17 protein-coding genes and 1 pseudogene are annotated in these 20526 nt (G+C 67.9%); 8 read left to right on the forward strand and 10 right to left on the reverse strand.

Going from position 1 to position 20526, the window contains the following annotated elements; translation table 11 throughout:
* Positions 1-32: 32 nt before the first annotated feature.
* From OCQ_RS01480 to prpD, 4 genes are read right to left on the reverse strand one after another with little or no spacing between them, the layout of a single operon-like run.
* Positions 33-3416 (reverse strand): pyruvate carboxylase, encoded by a 3384-nt coding sequence (locus tag OCQ_RS01480; protein ID WP_014383661.1) that lies wholly within the window; start codon positions 3414-3416, stop codon positions 33-35.
* Positions 3417-3421: 5 nt separating this feature from the next.
* Positions 3422-4549 (reverse strand): bifunctional 2-methylcitrate synthase/citrate synthase, encoded by a 1128-nt coding sequence (locus OCQ_RS01485; protein ID WP_009956716.1) that lies wholly within the window; start codon positions 4547-4549, stop codon positions 3422-3424.
* The gene (prpB, locus tag OCQ_RS01490) at positions 4546-5463 is read right to left on the reverse strand and encodes a methylisocitrate lyase (protein ID WP_014383662.1); all 918 of its coding nucleotides are present in this window, start codon (positions 5461-5463) and stop codon (positions 4546-4548) included. Before prpB ends, OCQ_RS01485 begins: the two co-directional genes overlap by 4 nt.
* Complete coding sequence (gene prpD / locus OCQ_RS01495; protein WP_014383663.1) at positions 5463-6968, reverse strand: 2-methylcitrate dehydratase PrpD; 1506 nt, start codon at positions 6966-6968, stop codon at positions 5463-5465. Before prpD ends, prpB begins: the two co-directional genes overlap by 1 nt.
* Positions 6969-7078: 110 nt before the next feature.
* Between prpD and OCQ_RS01500 the strand changes: the two genes are divergently transcribed.
* Positions 7079-8512, forward strand: a complete 1434-nt coding sequence (locus OCQ_RS01500) for a short-chain fatty acyl-CoA regulator family protein (RefSeq protein WP_139826584.1) — start codon at positions 7079-7081, stop codon at positions 8510-8512.
* Here the strand turns inward: OCQ_RS01500 and OCQ_RS01505 are convergent.
* A complete protein-coding gene (locus OCQ_RS01505) occupies positions 8502-9380 on the reverse strand; it encodes a PfkB family carbohydrate kinase (RefSeq protein ID WP_014383665.1) in 879 nt (292 codons plus the stop codon). The two genes, OCQ_RS01500 and OCQ_RS01505, sit on opposite strands and share 11 nt — an antisense overlap.
* A gap of 54 nt (positions 9381-9434) precedes the next feature.
* On the opposite strand from OCQ_RS01505, the gene OCQ_RS01510 reads away from it, so the two are divergent.
* Positions 9435-10424, forward strand: coding sequence for a D-2-hydroxyacid dehydrogenase family protein (locus OCQ_RS01510; protein ID WP_009956710.1), 990 nt, complete (start codon positions 9435-9437; stop codon positions 10422-10424).
* 4 nt (positions 10425-10428) lie between these two features.
* On the opposite strand, the gene OCQ_RS01515 is transcribed toward OCQ_RS01510, so the two are convergent.
* The 4 genes from OCQ_RS01515 to OCQ_RS01530 are packed head-to-tail and all read right to left on the reverse strand — an operon-like array spanning position 10429 to position 13377.
* Positions 10429-11037: a TetR/AcrR family transcriptional regulator gene (locus OCQ_RS01515; protein WP_009956709.1), complete on the reverse strand. Its 609-nt coding sequence runs from the start codon at positions 11035-11037 to the stop codon at positions 10429-10431.
* Entirely contained in the window at positions 11034-11807 is a 774-nt protein-coding gene (locus OCQ_RS01520) for an SDR family NAD(P)-dependent oxidoreductase (protein ID WP_014381657.1), read from the reverse strand. Before OCQ_RS01520 ends, OCQ_RS01515 begins: the two co-directional genes overlap by 4 nt.
* A complete protein-coding gene (locus OCQ_RS01525) occupies positions 11804-12295 on the reverse strand; it encodes a VOC family protein (protein ID WP_014381658.1) in 492 nt (163 codons plus the stop codon). The genes OCQ_RS01520 and OCQ_RS01525 overlap by 4 nt, the downstream gene beginning before the upstream one ends.
* On the reverse strand, positions 12292-13377 hold the full coding sequence (locus OCQ_RS01530) for an NAD(P)H-dependent amine dehydrogenase family protein (RefSeq protein WP_029385323.1): 1086 nt from the start codon (positions 13375-13377) through the stop codon (positions 12292-12294). Before OCQ_RS01530 ends, OCQ_RS01525 begins: the two co-directional genes overlap by 4 nt.
* A gap of 114 nt (positions 13378-13491) precedes the next feature.
* Between OCQ_RS01530 and OCQ_RS01535 the strand changes: the two genes are divergently transcribed.
* From OCQ_RS01535 to OCQ_RS01555, 5 genes and pseudogenes are all read left to right on the forward strand, one after another.
* Positions 13492-14349, forward strand: coding sequence for an SDR family NAD(P)-dependent oxidoreductase (locus tag OCQ_RS01535; RefSeq protein ID WP_041785350.1), 858 nt, complete (start codon positions 13492-13494; stop codon positions 14347-14349).
* Between the two features lie 162 nt (positions 14350-14511).
* Positions 14512-15867 (forward strand): WS/DGAT/MGAT family O-acyltransferase, encoded by a 1356-nt coding sequence (locus tag OCQ_RS01540; RefSeq protein ID WP_008263192.1) that lies wholly within the window; start codon positions 14512-14514, stop codon positions 15865-15867.
* Positions 15868-15873: 6 nt separating this feature from the next.
* Positions 15874-16359, forward strand: coding sequence for an NUDIX domain-containing protein (locus OCQ_RS01545; protein ID WP_014383669.1), 486 nt, complete (start codon positions 15874-15876; stop codon positions 16357-16359).
* Position 16360: 1 nt separating this feature from the next.
* A pseudogene (locus OCQ_RS01550) lies at positions 16361-17266 on the forward strand (haloalkane dehalogenase).
* Positions 17267-17308: 42 nt separating this feature from the next.
* On the forward strand, positions 17309-18544 hold the full coding sequence (locus OCQ_RS01555; RefSeq protein WP_014383671.1) for a cytochrome P450: 1236 nt from the start codon (positions 17309-17311) through the stop codon (positions 18542-18544).
* 16 nt (positions 18545-18560) lie between these two features.
* Here OCQ_RS01555 and OCQ_RS01560 read toward each other — a convergent pair whose 3' ends face one another.
* On the reverse strand, positions 18561-18926 hold the full coding sequence (locus OCQ_RS01560; RefSeq protein ID WP_014383672.1) for a hypothetical protein: 366 nt from the start codon (positions 18924-18926) through the stop codon (positions 18561-18563).
* Between the two features lie 159 nt (positions 18927-19085).
* Here OCQ_RS01560 and OCQ_RS01565 point away from each other — a divergent pair, with 159 nt between their 5' ends.
* Complete coding sequence (locus tag OCQ_RS01565) at positions 19086-20336, forward strand: HNH endonuclease signature motif containing protein (RefSeq protein WP_041785351.1); 1251 nt, start codon at positions 19086-19088, stop codon at positions 20334-20336.
* Positions 20337-20526: the final 190 nt, after the last annotated feature.

Here is a 20526-nt window from a genome sequence, read left to right on the forward strand (position 1 = left end):
TGCGATCGCCGCGGCCGCGCTTGCGATCGCCGCTAGTCGATCACCACCAGGAGGTCGCCGCCCTCGACTTGTGCGGTGCGCGACACCGCGATTCGCGCGACCTTGCCGGCCTTGGGGGTGGTGACGGCGGCCTCCATCTTCATGGCCTCGATCGTCGCGATCGTCTGGCCGGCCTCGACCTCCTCGCCGACCTCGGCGGTGACCGTGACGACGCCGGCAAAGGGGGCGGCGACGTGATCGGGATTGGCGCGGTCGGCCTTCTCGGCGGCCGGGACGTCGGTGGCGATGCTGCGGTCGCGCACCACGACGGGCCGCAGCTGACCGTTGAGGATGCACATCACGGTGCGCATGCCGCGTTCGTCGGGGTCGGAGATGGCCTCCAACCCGATCAGCAGCTCCACACCGCGCTCCAGCTCCACGCGATGCTCGTCCCCCTGGCGCAGCCCGTAGAAGAACTGGTTGGCGCTCAATCCGGAGGTGTCGCCGTAGGCCTCGCGGTGGTCCTCGAGCTCTCTGGCCGGCCCGGGGAACAGCAGCCGGTTCAGCGCCGCCTGCCGTTCGGCGCCCGGTGTGGCCAACGCCTTTTCATCGTCGGCCGTCAGCGGCTGCTCGGGCTTGGCCGGGCCGCGGCCGTCTAACGCCTTGGTACGCAACGGCTCCGGCCAGCCGCCGGGCGGATCGCCGAGTTCGCCGCGCAGGAACCCGATCACCGAATCCGGGATGTCATAGCGCGCGGGATCTTCGGCGAAGTCTTGCGCGCTGACGCCGGCCCCGACCAGCGCCAGCGCCAGGTCGCCGACCACCTTGCTCGACGGCGTGACCTTGACGAGGTGCCCGAGGATGGCGTCGGCGCCGGCGTAGGCGTTTTCGATGTCCTCGAACCGGTCGCCGAGCCCCAGCGCGATGGCCTGCTGGCGCAGGTTCGACAGTTGGCCACCGGGGATCTCGTGGTGGTAGACGCGGCCCGTCGGGGACGGCAGCCCGGATTCGAACGGCGCGTACACCTTTCGCAGCGCCTCCCAGTACGGTTCCAGGTCGCACACCGCCGGCAGCGACAACCCGGTGTCGTAGTCGGTGTTGGCGGCGGCGGCCACGATCGATGACAGCGCGGGCTGGCTGGTGGTCCCCGCGAGCGGGGCAGCGGCACCGTCGACGGCGTCGGCCCCCGCGTGCCAGGCCGCCACGTAGCTCGCGAGTTGTCCGCCCGGGGTGTCGTGGGTATGCACGTGCACCGGCAGGTCGAACCGGGATTTGAGCGCCGAGACCAGCGTCGCGGCGGCCGGCGCGCGTAACAACCCGGCCATGTCCTTGATCGCCAGGACGTGCGCGCCCGCTTCGACGATCTGTTCGGCCAACTTGAGGTAATAGTCGAGCGTGTAAAGCTTTTCGGCCGGATCGCTGAGATCCCCGGTGTAGGACATCGCCACCTCGGCCACCGCCGCCCCGGTGTCGCGCACCGCGTCGATGGCCGGGCGCATCGAGTCGACGTTGTTCAACGCGTCGAAGATCCGGAAGATGTCGATGCCGGTGGCCGTCGCCTCCTCGACGAACGCCGTCGTCACCGTCTCCGGATAGGGCGTGTAGCCGACGGTGTTGCGTCCGCGCAGCAGCATCTGCAGGCAGATGTTGGGCATCGCCTCCCGCAGCGCCGCCAGCCGCTCCCAGGGGTCCTCCTTCAAGAACCGCAGCGCCACATCGTAAGTTGCGCCGCCCCAGCACTCCACCGACAACAGTTGCGGCATGGTCCGCGCGAGGTAGGGCGCGACCTTGATCAGGCCGCTGGTGCGGACGCGGGTCGCCAGCAGCGACTGGTGCGCGTCGCGGAACGTGGTGTCCGTGACGGCGACGCCGCGCGACTCGCGGAGCCAGGCCGCGAATCGCTGGGGTCCGAGTTCGGTCAGACGCTGCTTGGAGCCCGCGGGTGGGTCGGTCGACAGGTCGATGTCGGGCAGCTTGTCGTGCGGGTACACCGTTGACGGGCGCTCACCGTGGGGCTTGTTGACGGTGACGTCGGCCAGGTAGTTGAGGATCTTGGTGCCGCGGTCGGCCGAGCTGCGCGCGGTGAGCAGCTGCGGGCGTTCCTCGATGAACGACGTGGTGATGCGCCCGGCCTGGAAGTCGGGGTCGTCCAGGACCGCTTGCAGGAAGGGGATATTCGTCGACACACCGCGGATGCGGAACTCCGCGACCGCCCGCCGGGCGCGGCGCACCGCGGTGGGGAAGTCGCGGCCCCGGCAACTGAGCTTGATCAGCATCGAGTCGAAATGCGCGCTGATCTCCGCGCCCAGGGTGGTGCCGCCGTCCAGTCGTATTCCCGCGCCGCCCGGGGTGCGGTAGGCGGTGATGCGGCCGGTGTCCGGGCGGAAACCGTTCGCCGGGTCTTCGGTGGTGATGCGGCATTGCAGCGCCGCGCCGTGCGGGACGATCGAACCCTGGTGCAGGCCAATCTCTTCCAGCGTTTGACCGGACGCGATGCGCAGCTGGGCGGACACCAGGTCGACGTCGGTGATCTCCTCGGTCACCGTGTGCTCCACCTGGATGCGGGGATTCATCTCGATGAACACGTGATTGCCGCGTTCGTCGAGCAAGAACTCGACCGTGCCCGCGCAGGTGTAGCCGATGCTTTGCGCGAACGCCACCGCGTCGGCGCAAATACGTTCGCGCAGTTGTGGATCCAGGTTCGGCGCCGGGGCGATCTCGATCACCTTCTGGTGCCGCCGCTGCACGCTGCAGTCCCGTTCGTAGAGGTGGATCACGTTGCCGTGGTTGTCCGCCAGGATCTGGACCTCGATGTGGCGCGGGTTGATCACCGCCTGTTCGAGAAACACCGAGGCATCCCCGAAGGCGGATTCGGCCTCCCGGCTGGCCGCCTCGATCGCCTCCGGCAGCGCCGCGGGGTCGGTGACCCGGCGCATCCCGCGGCCGCCACCACCGGCGACCGCCTTGACGAACAGCGGAAATGTCATCGACTCGGCGGCTGTCACCAGCTCGTCCACCGATGTCGAGGGCGCCGAGGACGCCAGCACCGGCAGGCCCGCCGCCCGCGCCGCCGCGATCGCGCGCGCCTTGTTGCCGGTGAGCTCGAGCACCTCGGCGCTCGGGCCGACGAACGTGATGCCCGCGGCCGCGCACGCCGCCGCCAGGTCCGGGTTCTCGGACAGGAACCCGTAGCCCGGGTAGATGGCGTCCGCCCCGCACGCCTGCGCCGTGGCGACGATGTCGTCGACCGACAGGTAGGCGCGGACCGGGTGGCCCTCCTCACCGATCTGGTACGACTCGTCGGCCTTGAGCCGGTGCACCGAATTGCGGTCCTCGTAGGGGTAGACCGCCACGGTGGCCATTTCCAGTTCGTAGGCGGCGCGGAAGGCGCGGATCGCGATCTCACCGCGATTGGCGACCAGGACTTTCGTCAACACGGTACTTACGATAGAGCGCGTTGCGGCGGTCCGACATACTCGCTCAGCGGACGGATCAACGCGTTCGACGCGGTCTGCTCGATGATGTGCGCCGTCCATCCGGTGATCCGGCTCATCACGAAAATCGGGGTGAAAGCCCCGATGTCGAAGCCCATCAGGTAATAGGCCGGGCCGGTGGGAAAGTCCAGGTTCGGCTTGATGCCATTGGCTTGGGCCATCCCCTTTTCCAGGACCTCGTAGATGTCAAGCCACCTCTGACCGTCGCGCGCCGCGGCGACGCGCGTGAGCGCCGCCTTCATGGTCGGCACCCGGGAGTCGCCGTTCTTGTAGACGCGGTGACCGAAGCCCATGATCTTGTCTTTGCGATCCAGCTTGCCAGACAACCACTCCGAAGCCCGTTCGGCGCTTCCGATTTCGATCATGTCGTGCATGACCGCTTCGTTGGCCCCGCCGTGCAGCGAGCCCTTGAGCGCACCGATGGCGGCCGTGACCGCGCTGTAGATGTCGGACTGGGTCGAGGTGACCACGCGCGCGGCGAAGGTGGAGGCGTTGAAGCTGTGCTCGGCGTAGAGCACCATCGACTGTTCGAACGCGTCGACGATCACCTGCTCGGGGACGTCGCCGAAGCACATGTGCAAGAAATTCTGGGCGTAGCTCATGTGGCTGTGGGGCGCGATGGGTTCCAGTCCGCGCCGGCGGCGCATGTCGGCCGCGACGACGGTGGGCAGCACCGCGAACATCCGCAAGGCCTTGGCGTAGTTGGCCCCCGGGCTGTTGTCGTCCTCATCGGGATCTTCGGCGCCCATCGAGCTGACGAAGGTGCGCACGACGTCCATGGGGTGGCAGGTGTCGGGCAACTTGGTCAGCAGCGACAACTGGGACCGGTTCAGCCGACGCGCCGCTCGTTCCCGCTGGGTGAACAGCGCCAGCTGCTGCTCGTCGGGCAACTCGCCGTGCCACAGCAGGTAGGCGACCTGCTCGAAGCTGCACGTGGCCGCGAGGTCCTGCACGGCGTACCCGCGGTAGGTCAGCGAGTTGGTCTCCGGGACGACCTTGGAGATGGCGGTGGTGTCGACGACGACGCCGGCCAGGCCTTTGTAAATGCGGGGCTTGTTGTCTTCGACGGTGCTCATGGCGCGACTCCTTGGACGGAAAAGTTGTAGAGGTCGGAATCGAATTGGGTGTAATCGGCGTAGCGCAGCAGTTCGTAGAGGCGGCTGCGGTGCTGCATCCGCTCGGTCAGGCCGGATTGTGTTCCGGTCTCGGCGATTTCGCGAAGGCCCGCCTCGACGGCGTGCATGGCCAGCCGCAGCGTGGTGACGGGGTAGATCACCACGTTGTAGCCGATGTCGGACAGCTGTTGGGTGGTCAGCAGCGGCGACTTGCCGAACTCGGTCATGTTGGCCAGCAAGGGTGTGTCCACCGCGGTGCGGAACCGCTCGAATTCCGTTGGGCTGCCCAAGGCTTCGGTGAAGATCAGGTCCGCACCCGCGTCGGCGTAGGCCTTGGCGCGCTCGATCGCCGCCCCCACCCCCTCGATGCCGGCGGCATCGGTGCGGGCGCAGACGATGAAATTCGGGTCGCGGCGCGCGGAGACGGCGGCCCGCAGCCGTTTGATCATCTCGCCGGCCGGCACCACGGCCTTGCCGTCGAGATGCCCGCAGCGCTTGGGGTTTTCCTGGTCCTCCAGGTGGCAGCCCGCCAGGCCGGCGTCCTCGAGCACCGTCACGGTACGCGCCGCGCTCATCGGCTCACCGAAGCCGGTGTCGGCGTCGATCAGGGTGGGCAGGTCGCTCACCCCCGCGATCTGGGCGCCTCGCCCGCTGACCTCGGTCAGGGTGGTCAGGCCGATGTCGGGCAGGCCGAGGTCGGCCGAAAGCGCCGCGCCCGACACGTACACGCCGTCGAACCCGAGCTCGGCGACGAGCTTGGCCACCAGTGGTGAGAAGGCGCCCGGGAACCGTTGCAGCCGACCGCTTTCCAGCGCGTCGCGGAACCGCGCCCGCTTGTCGGTCGCCGGAACGGCCCCGCCGATCAGCCCGCCCATCAGAAAATCCCCGGCCCGATCGCGGGCGCCTTGTCGAGAATCAGCGGAGCGACCGTGATGTTGAGCGCGCCCAAAGCGCCCGCCTGCAGGTCCGCCAGGGCTTCGGCCGCCGACAGGAACCGCTGCTGCTCGCCCTCGCCGACCACGCCCTCGGCCAGCTCGGTGAACTTCCCGACGTACTGCTTGCGCTCGAATGGCCGCGCCCCCAGCGGATGAGCGTCGGCGACGGCGAGCTCGTCGACGATGACCTCGCCGTTCTTGAGGGTGACCTCCGCGCGCGCGCCGAACGCCTTCTCCGCCGGATCGGTCGAGTGGTAGCGCCGGGTCCATTCGGGATCCTCGACCGTCGAGATCTTGTGCCACAGCTCGACGGTGTCGGGGCGACGCGCCCGCTGCGGCGCATACGAGCGCTCGTGATGCCAGGTGCCGTCCTGCAGCGCGACCGCGAAGATGTACATCACCGAGTGATCCAGCGTCTCGCGCGAAGCGTCGGGATCGAACTTCTGCGGATCGCCCGACCCGGTGCCGATCACGTAGTGGGTGTGATGGCTGGTGTGCAGCACGATGGTCGCGACCTGGTTCAAATCGCCGATCCGTTCGCGCATCCGGCGCGCGAGGTCGATCAGCGCCTGACTCTGATACTCCGCCGAGTGTTCCTTGGTGTAGCTGTCGAGGATGGCGCGCTTCGGCTCGCCGGGCTCGGGCAGCGGGACGTGATAGGTGTGCTCGGGCCCCGAAAGCAGCCAGCCGATCACGCCGTCCTCGCCCTCCCAGATCGGGGCCGGCGCGCCCTCACCGCGCATGGCGCGGTCGACGGCCTCGATGGCGACCTTGCCCGCCCAGGCGGGCGCGTACGCCTTCCAGCTCGAGATCAGGCCCTTGCGCGACTGCCGGGTCGACGTCGTCAGGTGCAGCGCCTGGCCGATCGCCTGATAGATGGTCTCTTTGTCCAGGCCCAACATCGTGCCCAGGCCGGCTGCCACCGACGGGCCCAGGTGCGCGACGTGGTCAATCTTGTGCTCGTGCAGGCAGATTCCCTTGACCAGGTCGATCTGGATCTCGTAGCCGGTCGCGATGCCCCGGATCAGGTCGGCGCCGCCGATCCCCAGGTGCTGCGCCACCGCCACCAGGGCGGGAATGTTGTCACCGGGATGCGAGTACTCGGCGGCCAGAAACGTGTCGTGGAAATCCAATTCGCGCACCGCGACGCCGTTGGCCCAGGCCGCCCACTCCGGGGAGTAGTCGCCCTCGATCCCGAAAACCTTGGCGCCCTTGGCCGCGGCGGGGTGCGCCCGCGCCTGAGCCCGCGCGACCGCCACCGGCCGGCGGAGCAGCGAGGCGGCCGAGACGGCGGCGTTGTCGATGATGCGGTTGATCACCATCGCCTCGACGTCGGCGGGCACGGCGACCAGGTCGGCCGCGACCTCGGCGATCTTCCACGCGAGGTGTTCACTGCGGGGGAAGTCGTCGGCGCTACGACGGGTTCGAACATCATGAATGCGCATAACTCGCACAGTACGCAGGGCTGAAGTCGGCGTAAATCCCCTGTAAAAGCGTAATCTTGTGTCCTTGTCCGCGGCAGTTTGCGAATCTTGTGAAAGGAGTTGGGCGTACGGTGGGTTCCGTGGCGAAGACGTTCGCCGGCGCGCGGCTACGGCGATTGCGCGAGGAACTGGGGCTGACCCAGGTGGCGCTGGCCCGCGTCCTGGGGCTGTCGACCAGCTACGTCAACCAGCTGGAAAACGACCAGCGCCCGATCACCGTGCCGGTACTGCTCACGCTCACCGAACGATTCGACCTGCCGAGCCAGTACTTCGCGCCGGAGTCCGACGCCCGCTTGATCTCCGACCTGCGGGAGGTGCTCGCCGAGGCGCCCGCGACGGCCGGGCAGGTCGAGGAGCTCGTCGCCCGCATGCCCGCGATCGGTCAGACCCTGGTCAACCTGCACAGGCGGCTGCACGACACGACGGCCGACCTGGAGGCCCTGCACAGTCGCGCGAATTCGGAAGTCTCGGACGCGTCGTCGCTGTCCCAGCAGCCGATGCCGTTCGAAGAGGTTCGCGATTTCTTCTACGACCGCAAGAACTACATCGGCGAACTGGATCTCGCGGCCGAAGAGCTGTTCACCAAGAACCACTTGCGAATCGGCGGACTCGACGGCCAGCTCGCGGAGCTGCTCGCCGAACAGCTCGGCGTCTCGGTGGTGATCGACGACGGTCAGGTGTTGGATCCCAACTCCAAACGCCGGTTTGCGCCCGAATCGAAAACCCTGTACCTGGCTCGGTGGCTGCATCCGGGCCAGCGTGCCTTTCAACTCGCCACCCAGATCGCCCTGCTCACCCAGGCCAAGTTGATCACCGGGATCATCGCCGGCGACGACCAGCTCAGCGACGACGCCCGCAGCGTGGCGCGCATCGGGCTGGCCAACTATTTCGCCGGCGCCCTGCTGCTTCCCTACCTGAGATTCCTCGAGGCCGCCGAGGACGTCCGCTACGACATCGACCAGCTGGCAAGGCGATTCGAGGTGGGATTCGAAACCATCTGCCACCGGCTGTCCACCCTGCAGCGCCCGAACGCGCGGGGCGTGCCGTTCATCTTCGTCCGCACCGACAGCGCCGGCAACATCTCTAAACGCCAGTCCGCCACCGCTTTTCACTTCTCACGCGTCGGCGGCAACTGTCCGCTGTGGGTGGTCCACCACGCGTTCTCGCGGCCCGGCCAGTTTCTGACCCAAGTCGCGCAGATGCCCGACGAGCGCACCTACTTCTGGGTCGCGCGAACCACCACGACGGAGCCGAGCCGATACCTCGGCCCGGACAAGAGTTTCGCCATCGGACTGGGGTGTGACGTCGCGCACGCGGAGAAGCTGATCTACTCCGTCGGCATCGATTTGGGCGACGCCGAGTCGATCGTGCCGATCGGCGCCGGCTGCAAGATCTGCGACCGGCCCGCGTGCCCGCAACGCGCGTTCCCATACCTCGGCCATCCGGTGTACGTCGACCCCCACAGCAGCACCGATCTGCCGTATCCGCCGGCGATCACGCCTTGAGCGCGGTCAGGTCGGGCCGGCCGCCGAGGCGCTGAACGGTGGCGCTGGCGGCCGCGGCCGCAAGCTCGCCGGCCTCCGGTGGTGCGGCGCCATCACGCAGCGCGGCGATCAGCCCGGCCACGAACGCGTCGCCCGCGCCGGTCGGATCCACCACGTCGACGTCGGCGAATTCGAAGAGCCGGCTGCCACCGTCCCACGCCACCAGGTCACCGACCTTCGGAACCGCGAGGGCGACCAGTCCCGGACCGCAGGCCAACAGGCGGTCGGCCAGCTCGCGCGCCTGCGCCGCCGTGCCGATCTCCCGGCCCGCGATGAGCGAGGCTTCCGTGGCGTCGGCGCGGATCACGTCGACCGCCGCGAGCAGGTCGGCCCGAATGTGCTCGGCGGGCGCGCCGTCGGCCACGACGCGCAGACCCCGCCGCCGAGCGCGTTGCGCGGCTTCCAACGCGGTGGCCGGCGGCTGCTGCAGCTGAATGGAAACGGTGTCGGCGGTGTCGAACACGGACCGATCGAGGTCGGCGACTTGGATCAGCGAGCTTTCGGGCACGTCTTCGAGGAGCATGCGTTCCGGCGGTTTTGGGACCACATCGATCAACAGCGCCGTGGTGCCGCGACGCGCGACGCCGCCGACGTCGATGCCGTCCCGTTGGGCCTGCGCCAGGATCGACGTCCCCGCGTCGTCGTCACCGGCCACCGCGATGAGGGCGACCGGTACACCCAGCTGCGCCAGGCCGACCGCCTGATTGGCGCCCTTGCCGCCCAGCAGCTCCTTGCGCTGCAGGACCGTGGTGGAATCGTCGGTCGTCGGCGGCCCATCGGTACGCAGCACCAGATCGCGTGCGATCTGGCCGATCACGACAACGCCCATGGGTCCACAGTGCCCGGTCTTGACGGGCACGGCAACGCGATGATCGAGTGAGCCATGCCCAAGGTCGCGGTACTCGACGACTACGCGGGAGTGGCGTTGCGGGTCGCCGACTGGTCGCCCGTGCAGACACGCTCGGAGGTAACCGTTTTCGATCGCCACCTCTCCGAGGACGCGGCCGCCGAAGCGCTGCGGCCGTTCGACGTGGTGTGCACCCTGCGCGAGCGGATGGCGTTTCCGTCGACCCTCATCGCGCGGCTGCCGAACCTGAAACTGATCACCATCGTCGGCAGGAGCCTGCCGAACCTGGACCTGGCCGCCGCCACCGAGCACGGGATCCTGGTCGCTCACTCCGATTTCGCGCATCCCCGATTCAGGGCAATGCGCGATGCGACGCCGGAACTCGCGTGGGGCCTGATGATCGCGACGGTGCGCAATCTCGCCGAAGAGCATCGCAACATGCGCGACGGCGGTTGGCAGAGCGCCGCAGGTATGACGCTGGCGGGCAAGACGCTCGGCCTGCTCGGTCTGGGCAGGGTCGGCAGACGAATGGCCGAGTATGCCAAGGCGTTCGGCATGGACGTGATCGCGTGGAGCCAAAATCTCACCGCGGACACCGCCGCGAGCGTGGGGGCCCGGCGCGTGCAGAAGTCGGAGCTGTTCGCTGCCTCCGACGTGGTCTCCATCCATGTGGTGCTCTCGGAGCGCACCCGGGGGCTGGTCGGCGCGTCCGAGCTGGCCTTGATGCAGCCGCACGCCTACCTGATCAACACGTCGCGGGGTCCGATCGTCGACGAGGCTGCGCTGCTCGCGGCGTTGGAGTCGGGGCGCATCGCCGGTGCCGGGCTGGACGTGTACGACGTCGAACCGCTGCCCGGCGATCACCGGTTGCGGCGGCTGCCGAATGTGACGCTGTCTCCCCACCTGGGGTACGTCACCCGCGAGATGCTCGGCGCCTTCTACTCCGACACCGTGGAGTCAGTGGTGGCATGGCTGGACGGGACGCCCGTTCGGATCGCCAATCCCGAGGTGTTGCACCGACGCTGACCGCTCACTTCCGTTTCCAGTGCGGGCTTTTGACCGCGTCGAGAGCCTCGGTGACGTAGCGGTCGAGCGGCCGCGGCTTTCCCGATTGTCGTACCCATTGCTGGAAAGCGAAATCCGCCGCCGCGAAGGCCAGTTGGACCAGCAAGCCCGGACGCAGATCGGCGTCGGCGTTGACGCCCATTCGTTCGGCGATGAGTTTGGTCGCCCGGTCCTTGTCGGCGGGCCGGTGCACCGTGACCTTGTCGAGCAGGTCGGGGGCCACCAGCAGGGCTTCGCGCCATTCCTCGGTGTCGGCCTGCTCGAACGAGCGGGTGCGGGTGACGATGGCGTTGATCAGCGCGATGTCGGGTGGTTCGGCGGCCGGGCGGCCTTCGAGGAGGTTGACTATCGCGGCGCCGCCATAGCGCACCGGCGCAAGCAGCAGCTCCTCCTTCGCCGGCACGTGGCGGAAGAAGGTGCGCGGGGAAACGCCTGCGGCCGTGGCGATTTCCTCCGTCGTCACCGCGTCATACCCGCGCTCCACGAACAGCCGGAACGCCGCGCGCCGGATGTCGGCGCGGATCTGCGCGCGCTGCCGATCGCGGAGCGACTCTGGTCGGGTGGGCGAGGTCACCGGAAGCAGCCGATCCCGCCGTCGACGTGGATGGTCTGCCCGGTGATGAACGTCGCGTCACTGCCGAGCAGGAACGCCACCAGCGCGCCCACGTCGGTGCGGACGTCGCCGATGCGCTTCATCGGGACGCGGCCCACGGCCTTCTCGTATTCCTTGGGCGCGAACGACTTCCAGTACTTGACGCCGTCCGACTCGGCGAATGGGCAGATGACGTTGACGCGGATGTTGTCGCGTCCCCATTCGAGCGCCGCGACCTTGGACAGTCCGCGGATGCCTTCCTTGGCGGCCGCGTACCCACCCCACTTGGGCTCGCCGCCGGTACCCGTCCCGGAGCCGAGGTTGACGATCGACCCGCCGCCCTCCCTGACCATCAGCGGGTGCACGGCCTGCATGAGCAGGAAGGTCGCCCGGGGCCCGACGTCGTAGCCGAGCGCGAGGTCTTCGGTGGTGATGTCGACGAACGCCTTGGGCTCGTTGGTGGCGATCGCGTTGTTCACCAGGCCGTGCACGGTACCGAAGGCGTCGATCGCGGCGGTCGCGATCCGCGGCGCACTGTCGGGGTCGCGCAGGTCTGCGACGAGCCGTTCGACCCGTCCGATCGCCCTGAGTTCGGTGGTGGTCGCCTCGAGGGCCTCCTCCTGGATGTCGACCAGCAGCACCGCCGCGCCGCGTTCGAGCAACGCGGTGGCCACGCCCTTGCCGACGCCCTGGGCGGCGCCGGTGACGATCGCGACGTGCCCGCGCATCGAATCGGGGTGGCTGTAGCTCATTCGGCGGGTCCCATCTGTAGCGCCACGCCCCGGTGCAGTTCGTAGGTGCTCCGCGCGCCGTTGGGCAGTTCGATGAACTCCACCGGCGTCCCGTCCGGATCCTTGACGAAAAACATTCGGACACCGCCGATCTCGAAGGGATCCTGGTCGGGGGTGTAACCGGCGGAGACGATGCGGCGATGGGTGTCGTCGAGGTCGGGCACCGACAGCGAGACGTTGTGGATCCCGGTGATGCCCCGTCGCGGTTTGTGTTCGGTCGGCTTGCTGCCGATCGACAGCAGCTCGATCATCAACCCGCCCAGCAGCCCGCCGACGACCCGCCCCTCCTGCTTGCGGGTCGCGTGCAACACCGCATCGAAAGGCTCTCCGGAGATGAGCGTTTCGAAGACCACGTCCATGCCCAGGACGTCGCGGTAGAACGCCAGTGCGCGGTCCATGTCGGTGACGCCGACGACGAGGTGACAGAACGACACGTCGTCGAGGGTCATGGCCTGCCCGCCGCGAGATTCGGGGCCGGGCGGCCGGCGAACAACGGCAGATCGAGGTAGGTCTTGATGCCCGGTTCGGCGGCGCAGACGTCGGGAACGGCGTTGATGCAGTGGTTGGCAGTGACCACGACGCCGGGATTCTTGATCAGCCCTTCGGCGATCGTCTCCGGCTGCAGCCCCTTGAAGGTGAGGCTCACGTCGGGGTCGCCGGTGATGTCGACCTCGAAGCGTTCGCCGCGCCCACCGAAATCCCAGGCGGGATCGAGGTTTTCCTCGCCCATCAGCCAGTTGACCGCCGCGGTGATGACCGGCTCGCCATCGACCAGCGCTTGCCAGCGGAAGCGGCGCGCCGCCACGGTGCCGACGGCGATCGGGAAGGGGTCGTAGTCGATCTCCGCGGTCGCCACGGCGACATCTTGGATGGTCCTGATGTTGGGGTCGATGCGAAAACCCATGTGATCGGCGATCATCCGCACCGACTGCTTGAAGCCCCCGTCGAGCAGTCCGGCCATCGGCCCCTGGGTGGCCTCCTCGGGCGTGCCGCCGAATCCCATGATGTGGCGGACCACGTCGGGTGCGTTGTAGGTGCGGATGTCGGAGAACTCCTCGGCGCGCACGTGCGTGATCGCCGACGACAACGAGGACACCATGAGCGGGAATCGCTCCGTGATGCCCCCGGGGTGGATCCCCGAACCATGCAGCGTGACACCGCTTTCCGCCGCGGCGTCGGCGACGGCCCGGTGGCGCGGGTTGGCCGGGTCGGGGTAGACCCAGCCGACCGGTGTGACGACGTTCTTGCCGGATCGCAGGATCGCGATGACCTCGTCGTCGTTGGGGATCAGCGGGCTGTACATGACGCAGTCGGCGTCCAGCGCCAGCACCTCGTCGGCGCTCGTGGTGGCCGTGACACCGAGATCCTGGGTGCCGATGATCCGCCCGACGTCGACACCGTTCTTGTCCGCGCTGTGCACCCAGCACCCGACGAGTTCCAGCTGTGGGTGATTGAGGACGCACTGGATCGCCGCCTTACCCACACCGCCGGTCGCCCACTGGATGACACGAAGTTTGGACGGGCTACTCATCATTGACCTCCCGGACTGCGGTGCGCGACCTTTACACATCGGCGAACAACATGGCAGGCTATGACTTGCTGACAGTGACTGTCAATGATCGCCTACTTCGGGAAGGGTCTGTTGATGAGCGTCCTCGACGGGAAGATCGCGATCGTGACCGGCACCAGCCGCGGCGTGGGCGTCGGCATCGCCCACGAGCTGCTGCGGGCGGGCGCGACGGTCATCGGCTGCTCGCGTTCGCCGCTCGATGGCCTTCCCGGCATCGAAAAAGACTGGGCGCCGCGCGCTTTCCAGAGGGTCTGCGATCAGGGTGACTATCGGTCGATCGACTCGTTCGTCGCGGACGTCGTGGCCGCCCACGGCCGGGTCGACATCCTGGTGAACAACGCCGGCGGCACCGTTCCGGCGCCGCACGTCGAGAGCATTCCCGAACTGGTGCAACGCATTCAGGGCGCGCCCGCCAGCGACGACGAGTACGCGCGCACCGCCCTGTTCCATGCGTTTGCGGTGCAGATGAACCTGATCAGCCCGCTGTGGTTCGCCATCCGCGCCTATCGGCAGATGCAGACCCAGGACGGCGTCGGTTGCATCATCAACATCTCCAGCGGCGCGGGACATCCGGCGGGATCGCCGACGCTGGTCTCCTACGGCGCGGCCAAAAGCGGCCTCAACCACCTCACCCGATCCCTGGCCGAGGAGTGGGGGCCGAAGGTCCGCGTCAACTGCGTGGCGTTGGGCCCGACGATGACGGAAAACTTCCGGTCGTTTGTGCTGCCCAAGGACGATCCGACCGGCGAGAGGTACTTCGCCGCCGTTCCGCTGCGCCGCGCCGGCGAGCCCGCGGAGGTGGGGCGGGTGTGCGTGTTCCTCGCGGGCGGGCAGGCCGACTTCGTCAACGGCACCACCATCGAATGCGACGGCGGGATGCTGCCCGGTGTGCTCTATGACGCGGGGCTGAAGACGATCACCGACCTGTTGTGACCGGCTGGTAGCTGGAACCCTTCTGGGACAACGGGACTCGCGCGATCACCGTCCGCCCGACTGCCGCGTTCGCGGTCACCGCGACCGACCGGCGGGTGATCGGCTCGTCGCCGATCTGGGCAGACATGCACACAGCGGCGTCAGTCGCGGTCTAATGGGTGGATGGAACTGATGATGCCCACCGACGCGATCTTTCTCCTGGGAGAGTCTCGCGAACATCCCATGCACGTCGGAGGCTTGCAGTTGTTCGAGCCCCCGCCGGGCGCCGGGCGAGGCTTCGCCCGTGAGCTGCACAAGCAACTGACCGCTCAGCGGGAGTTCCAACCCACGTTTCGCAAGCATCCCGCGAAGTTCGTCGGCGGCATCGCGAACCTGGGGTGGTCGTATGACGACGACATCGATGTCGACTATCACGTCCGGCGTTCGGCGCTGCCGTCACCCAAACGGGTCCGCGAACTGCTCGAGCTGACGTCGCGGTGGCACAGCACCCTGCTGGACCGTCATCGCCCGTTGTGGGAGACGCACATCGTCGAAGGCCTCAAGGACGGCCGGTTCGCCATCTACACCAAGGTGCACCATGCACTGATCGACGGCGTCTCGGCGCAGAAGCTGATGCAGCGCGCGCTGTCCACCGACCCCGACGACCCCGAGATCCGCGCCCCGTGGAGCCTGAGCAAACCCAAGCGCAGATCCAGCCCGTCGTCTCGCTTGGGTTCATTGGCCCGTGCGGCGGGATCCGTTGCGGCACTTGCTCCCTCGACGGTAGGACTGGCGCGCGCCGCGCTACTCGAGCAGCAGCTGACGTTGCCGTTCGGCGCGCCGAAGACCATGCTGAACGTCAAGATCGGCGGCGCTCGCCGCTGCGCCGCGCAGTCCTGGTCGCTGGACCGCATCAAAAGCGTGAAGCGGGCCGCCGGCGTCACGGTGAACGACGTCGTCTTGGCGATGTGTTCGGGGGCCCTGCGCTATTACCTCCTCGAGCAGAACGCGCTGCCGGACACGCCGCTGATCGCGATGGTCCCGGTGAGCCTGCGCACCGAGGAAGAGGCCGACGCCGGTGGCAACATGGTCGGAGCCATCCTGTGCAACCTCGCGACCGACACCGACGATCCCGCGCAGCGTCTGCTGACCATCAGCGATTCGATGTGCAGCAACAAGAAGGTCTTCTCGCAGTTGCCGCGGCTTCAGGCGCTGGCGCTGTCCGCCGTCAACACCTCGGCGCTGGCGTTGGCGGCGGTGCCCGGCTGGGTGGCGTCGACGTCGCCGCCTTTCAACATCATCATTTCGAACGTGCCGGGGCCCACGCAGCCGATCTACTACGGGGGAGCGCGGCTCGACGGCAACTATCCGCTGTCCATCGCGCTGGACGGCCAGGCGCTGAACATCACCCTGGCCAGCAACGCCGGCAATCTGGACTTCGGTCTGGTGGGGTGCCGGCGCAGCGTGCCGCACCTGCAGCGCCTGCTCGCGCATCTGGAATCCTCGCTCAAGGATCTGGAACGCGCTGTGGGAGAATAGAAGTCGATGGCAAAGCTGAGCGCGGGTGTGATGCTGTACCGGACCTGCGACGGCGTCGTCGAGGTCTTGCTCGCACACCCGGGTGGGCCGTTCTGGGCCCGCAAGGACGACGGCGCGTGGTCGATCCCGAAAGGCGAGTACGCCGACGGGGAGGATCCCTGGGCGGCCGCGCAGCGCGAGTTCGCCGAGGAGCTGGGGTTGCCGGTGCCGGCCGGGCCGCGTGTCGACCTCGGTCAGCTGAAACAATCCGGCGCCAAGGTGGTGACCGCCTTCGCCGTGCACAGCGACCTCGACATCACCGACGCGCGCAGCAACACGTTCGAACTGGAGTGGCCAATGGGGTCGGGCACGCTGCGGGAGTTTCCCGAGGTCGATCGGGTGGGCTGGTTCGCGGTGGGGGCGGCGCGCACCAAGCTGCTGAAGGGCCAGCACGGTTTTCTCGACCGCTTGATGGCGGATCCTGCTGTGGCAGGACTATCCGAAGGGACCTGACATGCAGACACTGCGCACACCCGACGAGCGGTTCGACGAGATTCCTGGTTTCCCTTATGCGCCAAGGTATTGCGAACTGCCCGACGATGATGGCGGTGCGCTGCGCGTGGCCTGGATCGAAGACGGACCAGGAGATGCGGATCCGGTTCTCATGCTGCACGGCGAGCCGTCGTGGTCGTACCTGTACCGCAAGATGATTCCGATACTGGTGGCCGACGGTCACCGCGTCGTCTGCCCGGACCTGGTGGGTTTCGGCCGTTCGGACAAGCCGACCCGGCTCGACGACCACAGCTATGCGCGCCACGTCGAATGGATGCGCGCGCTGGCGTTCGATGTCCTCGACCTCCGCAACGTCACCCTGGTCGGTCAGGACTGGGGCGGGCTGATCGGATTGCGGCTCGCCGCAGAGCATCCCGAGCGGTTTGCCCGGATCGTCGTCGCCAACACCGGGCTTCCGAACGGGGACCAGCCGATGGCCGACATCTGGTGGCGCTTCCGGGAGGCCATCACGTCGGCGCCGGCGCTCGACATCGGCGCGTTTGTGCAGGGCGGCTGTCGCCGGCCGATGAGCGATGCCGAACGCGCGGGCTACGACGCGCCGTTTCCCGCTGACGAGTACTGCATCGGCCCCCGGGCCATGCCCGGGCTGGTGCCCACCTCTCCGGACGATCCCGCCGCGGCGGCCAACAAGGCCGCGTGGGCCAAGCTGTCGGTGAGTCCGACGCCGATGCTGGTCGCCTTCAGTGACAGCGACCCCATCACCGGGCCGATGGCCGCGATCTTTCAGCGCGAGATGCGCGGCGCGTAGGGGATCGACCACCCGGTGATCCGCGGCGCCGGACATTTCCTGCAGGAGGACGCCGGCGAAGAACTGGCCCGCCATATTGTGGCGTTCCTGCGCCGCTGAACGGGCGCGGCCCGGCGGATCGGGGGCGGGCACAATGTCAGGATGACGACCGCGCCCACCGAAGCCACCGAATCCCAGGGGCTATTGCTGCAGCTGCTGGACCCCGCCAACCGGGCCGACCCGTATCGGCTGTGCGCGCAGTTCCGCGACCGCGGGCCGTTGCAGCTGCCCGACGCCAACCTGGTGGTCTTCTTGAGCTACCGCGACTGCGACGAGGTGTTGCGGCATCCGTCGTCGAGCAGCGAGAACGCCAACTCGACGGTCGCGAAGCGGCAGGCCGAGGCCGGCACCGCACCGCCCAGGCAGGGCCCGCCGGGATTCTTGTTCCTCGACCCGCCCGATCACACCCGGCTGCGCAAGCTGGTCAGCAAGGCGTTCGCGCCGAGGGTGGTGAGCGCGCTGCAACCCGACATCCGCTCGCTGGTCGACGGATTGCTCGACCGGGTCGCCGAGAAGGGCCAGTTCGAAGTCGTCGAGGATTTCGCCTATCCCCTGCCGGTCGCGGTCATCTGCCGGTTGCTCGGTGTGCCCCTCGAGGACGAGCCGCAGTTCAGCCGCGCGTCGGCGTTGCTCGCCCAGGCGCTGGACCCGTTTTCGACGATCACCGGCGTGCCGGCGGAAGTCGCCAATGAGCGACAACAGGCCGGTACGTGGCTGCGTGATTACTTTCACGGCCTGATCGACAAGCGCCGGTCACGACCCGGTGAGGACCTGCTGTCGGGGTTGATCGCCGTGGAGGAGTCGGGGGATCAACTGACCGAGGAAGAGATCGTCTCGACCTGCAACCTGCTGCTCATCGCGGGTCACGAGACCACGGTGAACCTCATCGGGAACGCCGTGTTGGCCGTGCTGCGCAACCCAGGTCAGTGGGCAGCCCTGGGCGCCGACGCCGACCGAGCGCCCGCGATCGTGGAGGAGACCCTGCGCTACGACCCGCCCGTACAGCTGGCTGGTCGAATTGCGCTCGCCGACATGGTGATTGGGGGAGTCGAGGTGCCCGCGGGTGATGTCATGATGCTGCTGCTCGCCGGCGCCAACCGTGACCCCGCCGAATACGACCGGCCCGATGTGTTCGATCCGGATCGGAAGAACCTGCGGCACTTGGGATTCGGCCGCGGGGCGCATTACTGCCTGGGTGCGCCGTTGGCCCGGCTGGAGGCCAGCGTGGCGCTGGCGGCGGTCGCCGCGCGTTTCCCGAACGCCCGGTTGGACGGCGAACCGCAGTACAAGACCAACGTCACGCTGCGCGGACTGTCGCAGCTGACGCTCGCGATCTGATCGGCGCTCCCAGGGTTCAGCGCTCCCAGGGAGGGCTTTCGTCCATCTTCCTGTAGTACTTCGCCAGGTGGCTTTTGACCCGATCGACATCGGAGTGCGGCATGTCGATGCCGCCGCGCGCGCCGTCCATGATCGCGCCGGCGGCCATCACCCCGCGCGGCACCGCCTTGAGGGTTCCTCCGATGACGTCGGCGATCAGCAGCTTGTAGCCGGTGAAATTGTCCTTTTTGTCGCCGTCGTACCAGACGTGGGCGTCGCGGTACCTCTGGTTCGGGGCCTCCTCGGCGCCGGCCCACTTGCGGACCCGTTTCTCCGCGGCGCCACCGTCCCATTTCCGGTCGCGGTCGGCCAACGGCAGGTCTTGAAACGCTGTGACTGACATACGGGCCGCGTGCCCGCTTCGGCGGGCGTTAAACGTGTGCATTCGAAGTTATCCACAGTTGGAAGTTCTTCCACAGGTTGGCTTTTGGGTTGAGCTTCGGGTGGGCGGGCGTTGTTTGGGTGGCCGGGTTTTGTCGGTGGTGGTTGTGATGATGTGGTCATGTCGTCGACCGCGTCCGCTGAGGCTGTGGTGGTCACTGCGAGTGACCGCCTTGAGGTGTTGTTCGGGGAGTTGGCGGAGTTGGCGGGTCAGCGCAATGCGATTGATGGGCGCATTGTGGAGATCGTCGCCGAGATTGATCGTGACGGGTTGTGTGGTGTGACTGGTGCGCGGTCGGTGCCGGCGTTGGTGGCCTGGAAGCTGGGGTGTTCGTCGGGCAACGCGCACACGCTGGCCGCGATTGCGGGCCGGCTCGAGGAGTTTCCCCGTTGCGCGGCGGGCATGCGCGAGGGCCGGTTGTCGGCCGATCAGGTCGGGGTGATCGCGACGCGCGCGGGTGAGGGGTCTGATGCGCATTATGCGGAGCTGGCCGCGGTGGCAACGGTCAGTCAGTTGCGTACCGCGGTGAAGCTGGAACCGCGACCCGACCCCGGCCCGCGGCCCGAACCCGAGCCCTCGTTCACCAAGTCCTGCGATGAGTGGGGCGGTTGTTATCGGATCACGCTGGGCCATCATGATGCGGCGAAGTTCGACGCCGCTTTGGCGTCTCATCGTGAGGCGTTGACCGCGCAGTGGAAACACGATCACGCAAACGGCGAGGGTTCATCCGATCAGCGGCCGCCGTTGCCGAGTACGGTCGATGCGTTTATGCGTCTGGTGGAGGCGGGCTGGGACGTCGAGGCGACTCGGCGCCCGCATGGGCAGCACACCACGGTGGTGGCCCACCTCGATGTGGGGCGCCGCGTGGCGGGGCTGCATCTGGGTCCGCTGCTCTCGGATGCCGAGCGCCGCTTGCTGACTTGTGATGCCACCTGTGAGGTGTGGTTTGAACGCGAGGGTGAGGTCATTGGGGCGGGCCGGACCACGCGGGTGATCAATCGGCGGCTGCGCCGCGCGCTGGAGTACCGCGACCGCACCTGTGTGGTGCCCGGTTGTGGGGCCACCCGGGGTTTGCATGCCCATCACCTGTGGCATTGGGAAGACGGTGGGCCCACCGAGTTGGCCAACCTGGTGCTGGTCTGCCCCTATCACCACCGGTTGCATCACCGGGGCGCCATCACCCTCACCGGACCCGCCGACGGCCTGACCGTCACCGACGAGGCCGGCCAAATCCTGAGCCCGGGCTCACTCGCGCACCCACCCACCCGACCCCCGCCCGCGGTGCCACCGTGTCCGGGACCTACCGGTGAGCGGGCCGACTGGTGGTGGTATGACCCCTTCCAACCCCAACCACCACCGACAACCAACTAGCTGGCGGAATCAATCCTCCTACGGGATTGGGGCATCAACGGATTCGTTCGTTCGCGACCACGCCGACGCGCGCACCAATGCGAATCAAGCCCGGTGTTTTGGACAGGATCACCGAATTGGCATGGAGCGTTAACCACGCCCTTGGACAAGGCCACCATCGGCATATCGGCAATGTCCGCCGTGCTAGAGC

The sequence above is a fragment of the Mycobacterium paraintracellulare genome, from assembly GCF_000276825.1.
Classification (GTDB): Bacteria; Actinomycetota; Actinomycetes; order Mycobacteriales; family Mycobacteriaceae; genus Mycobacterium; species Mycobacterium intracellulare.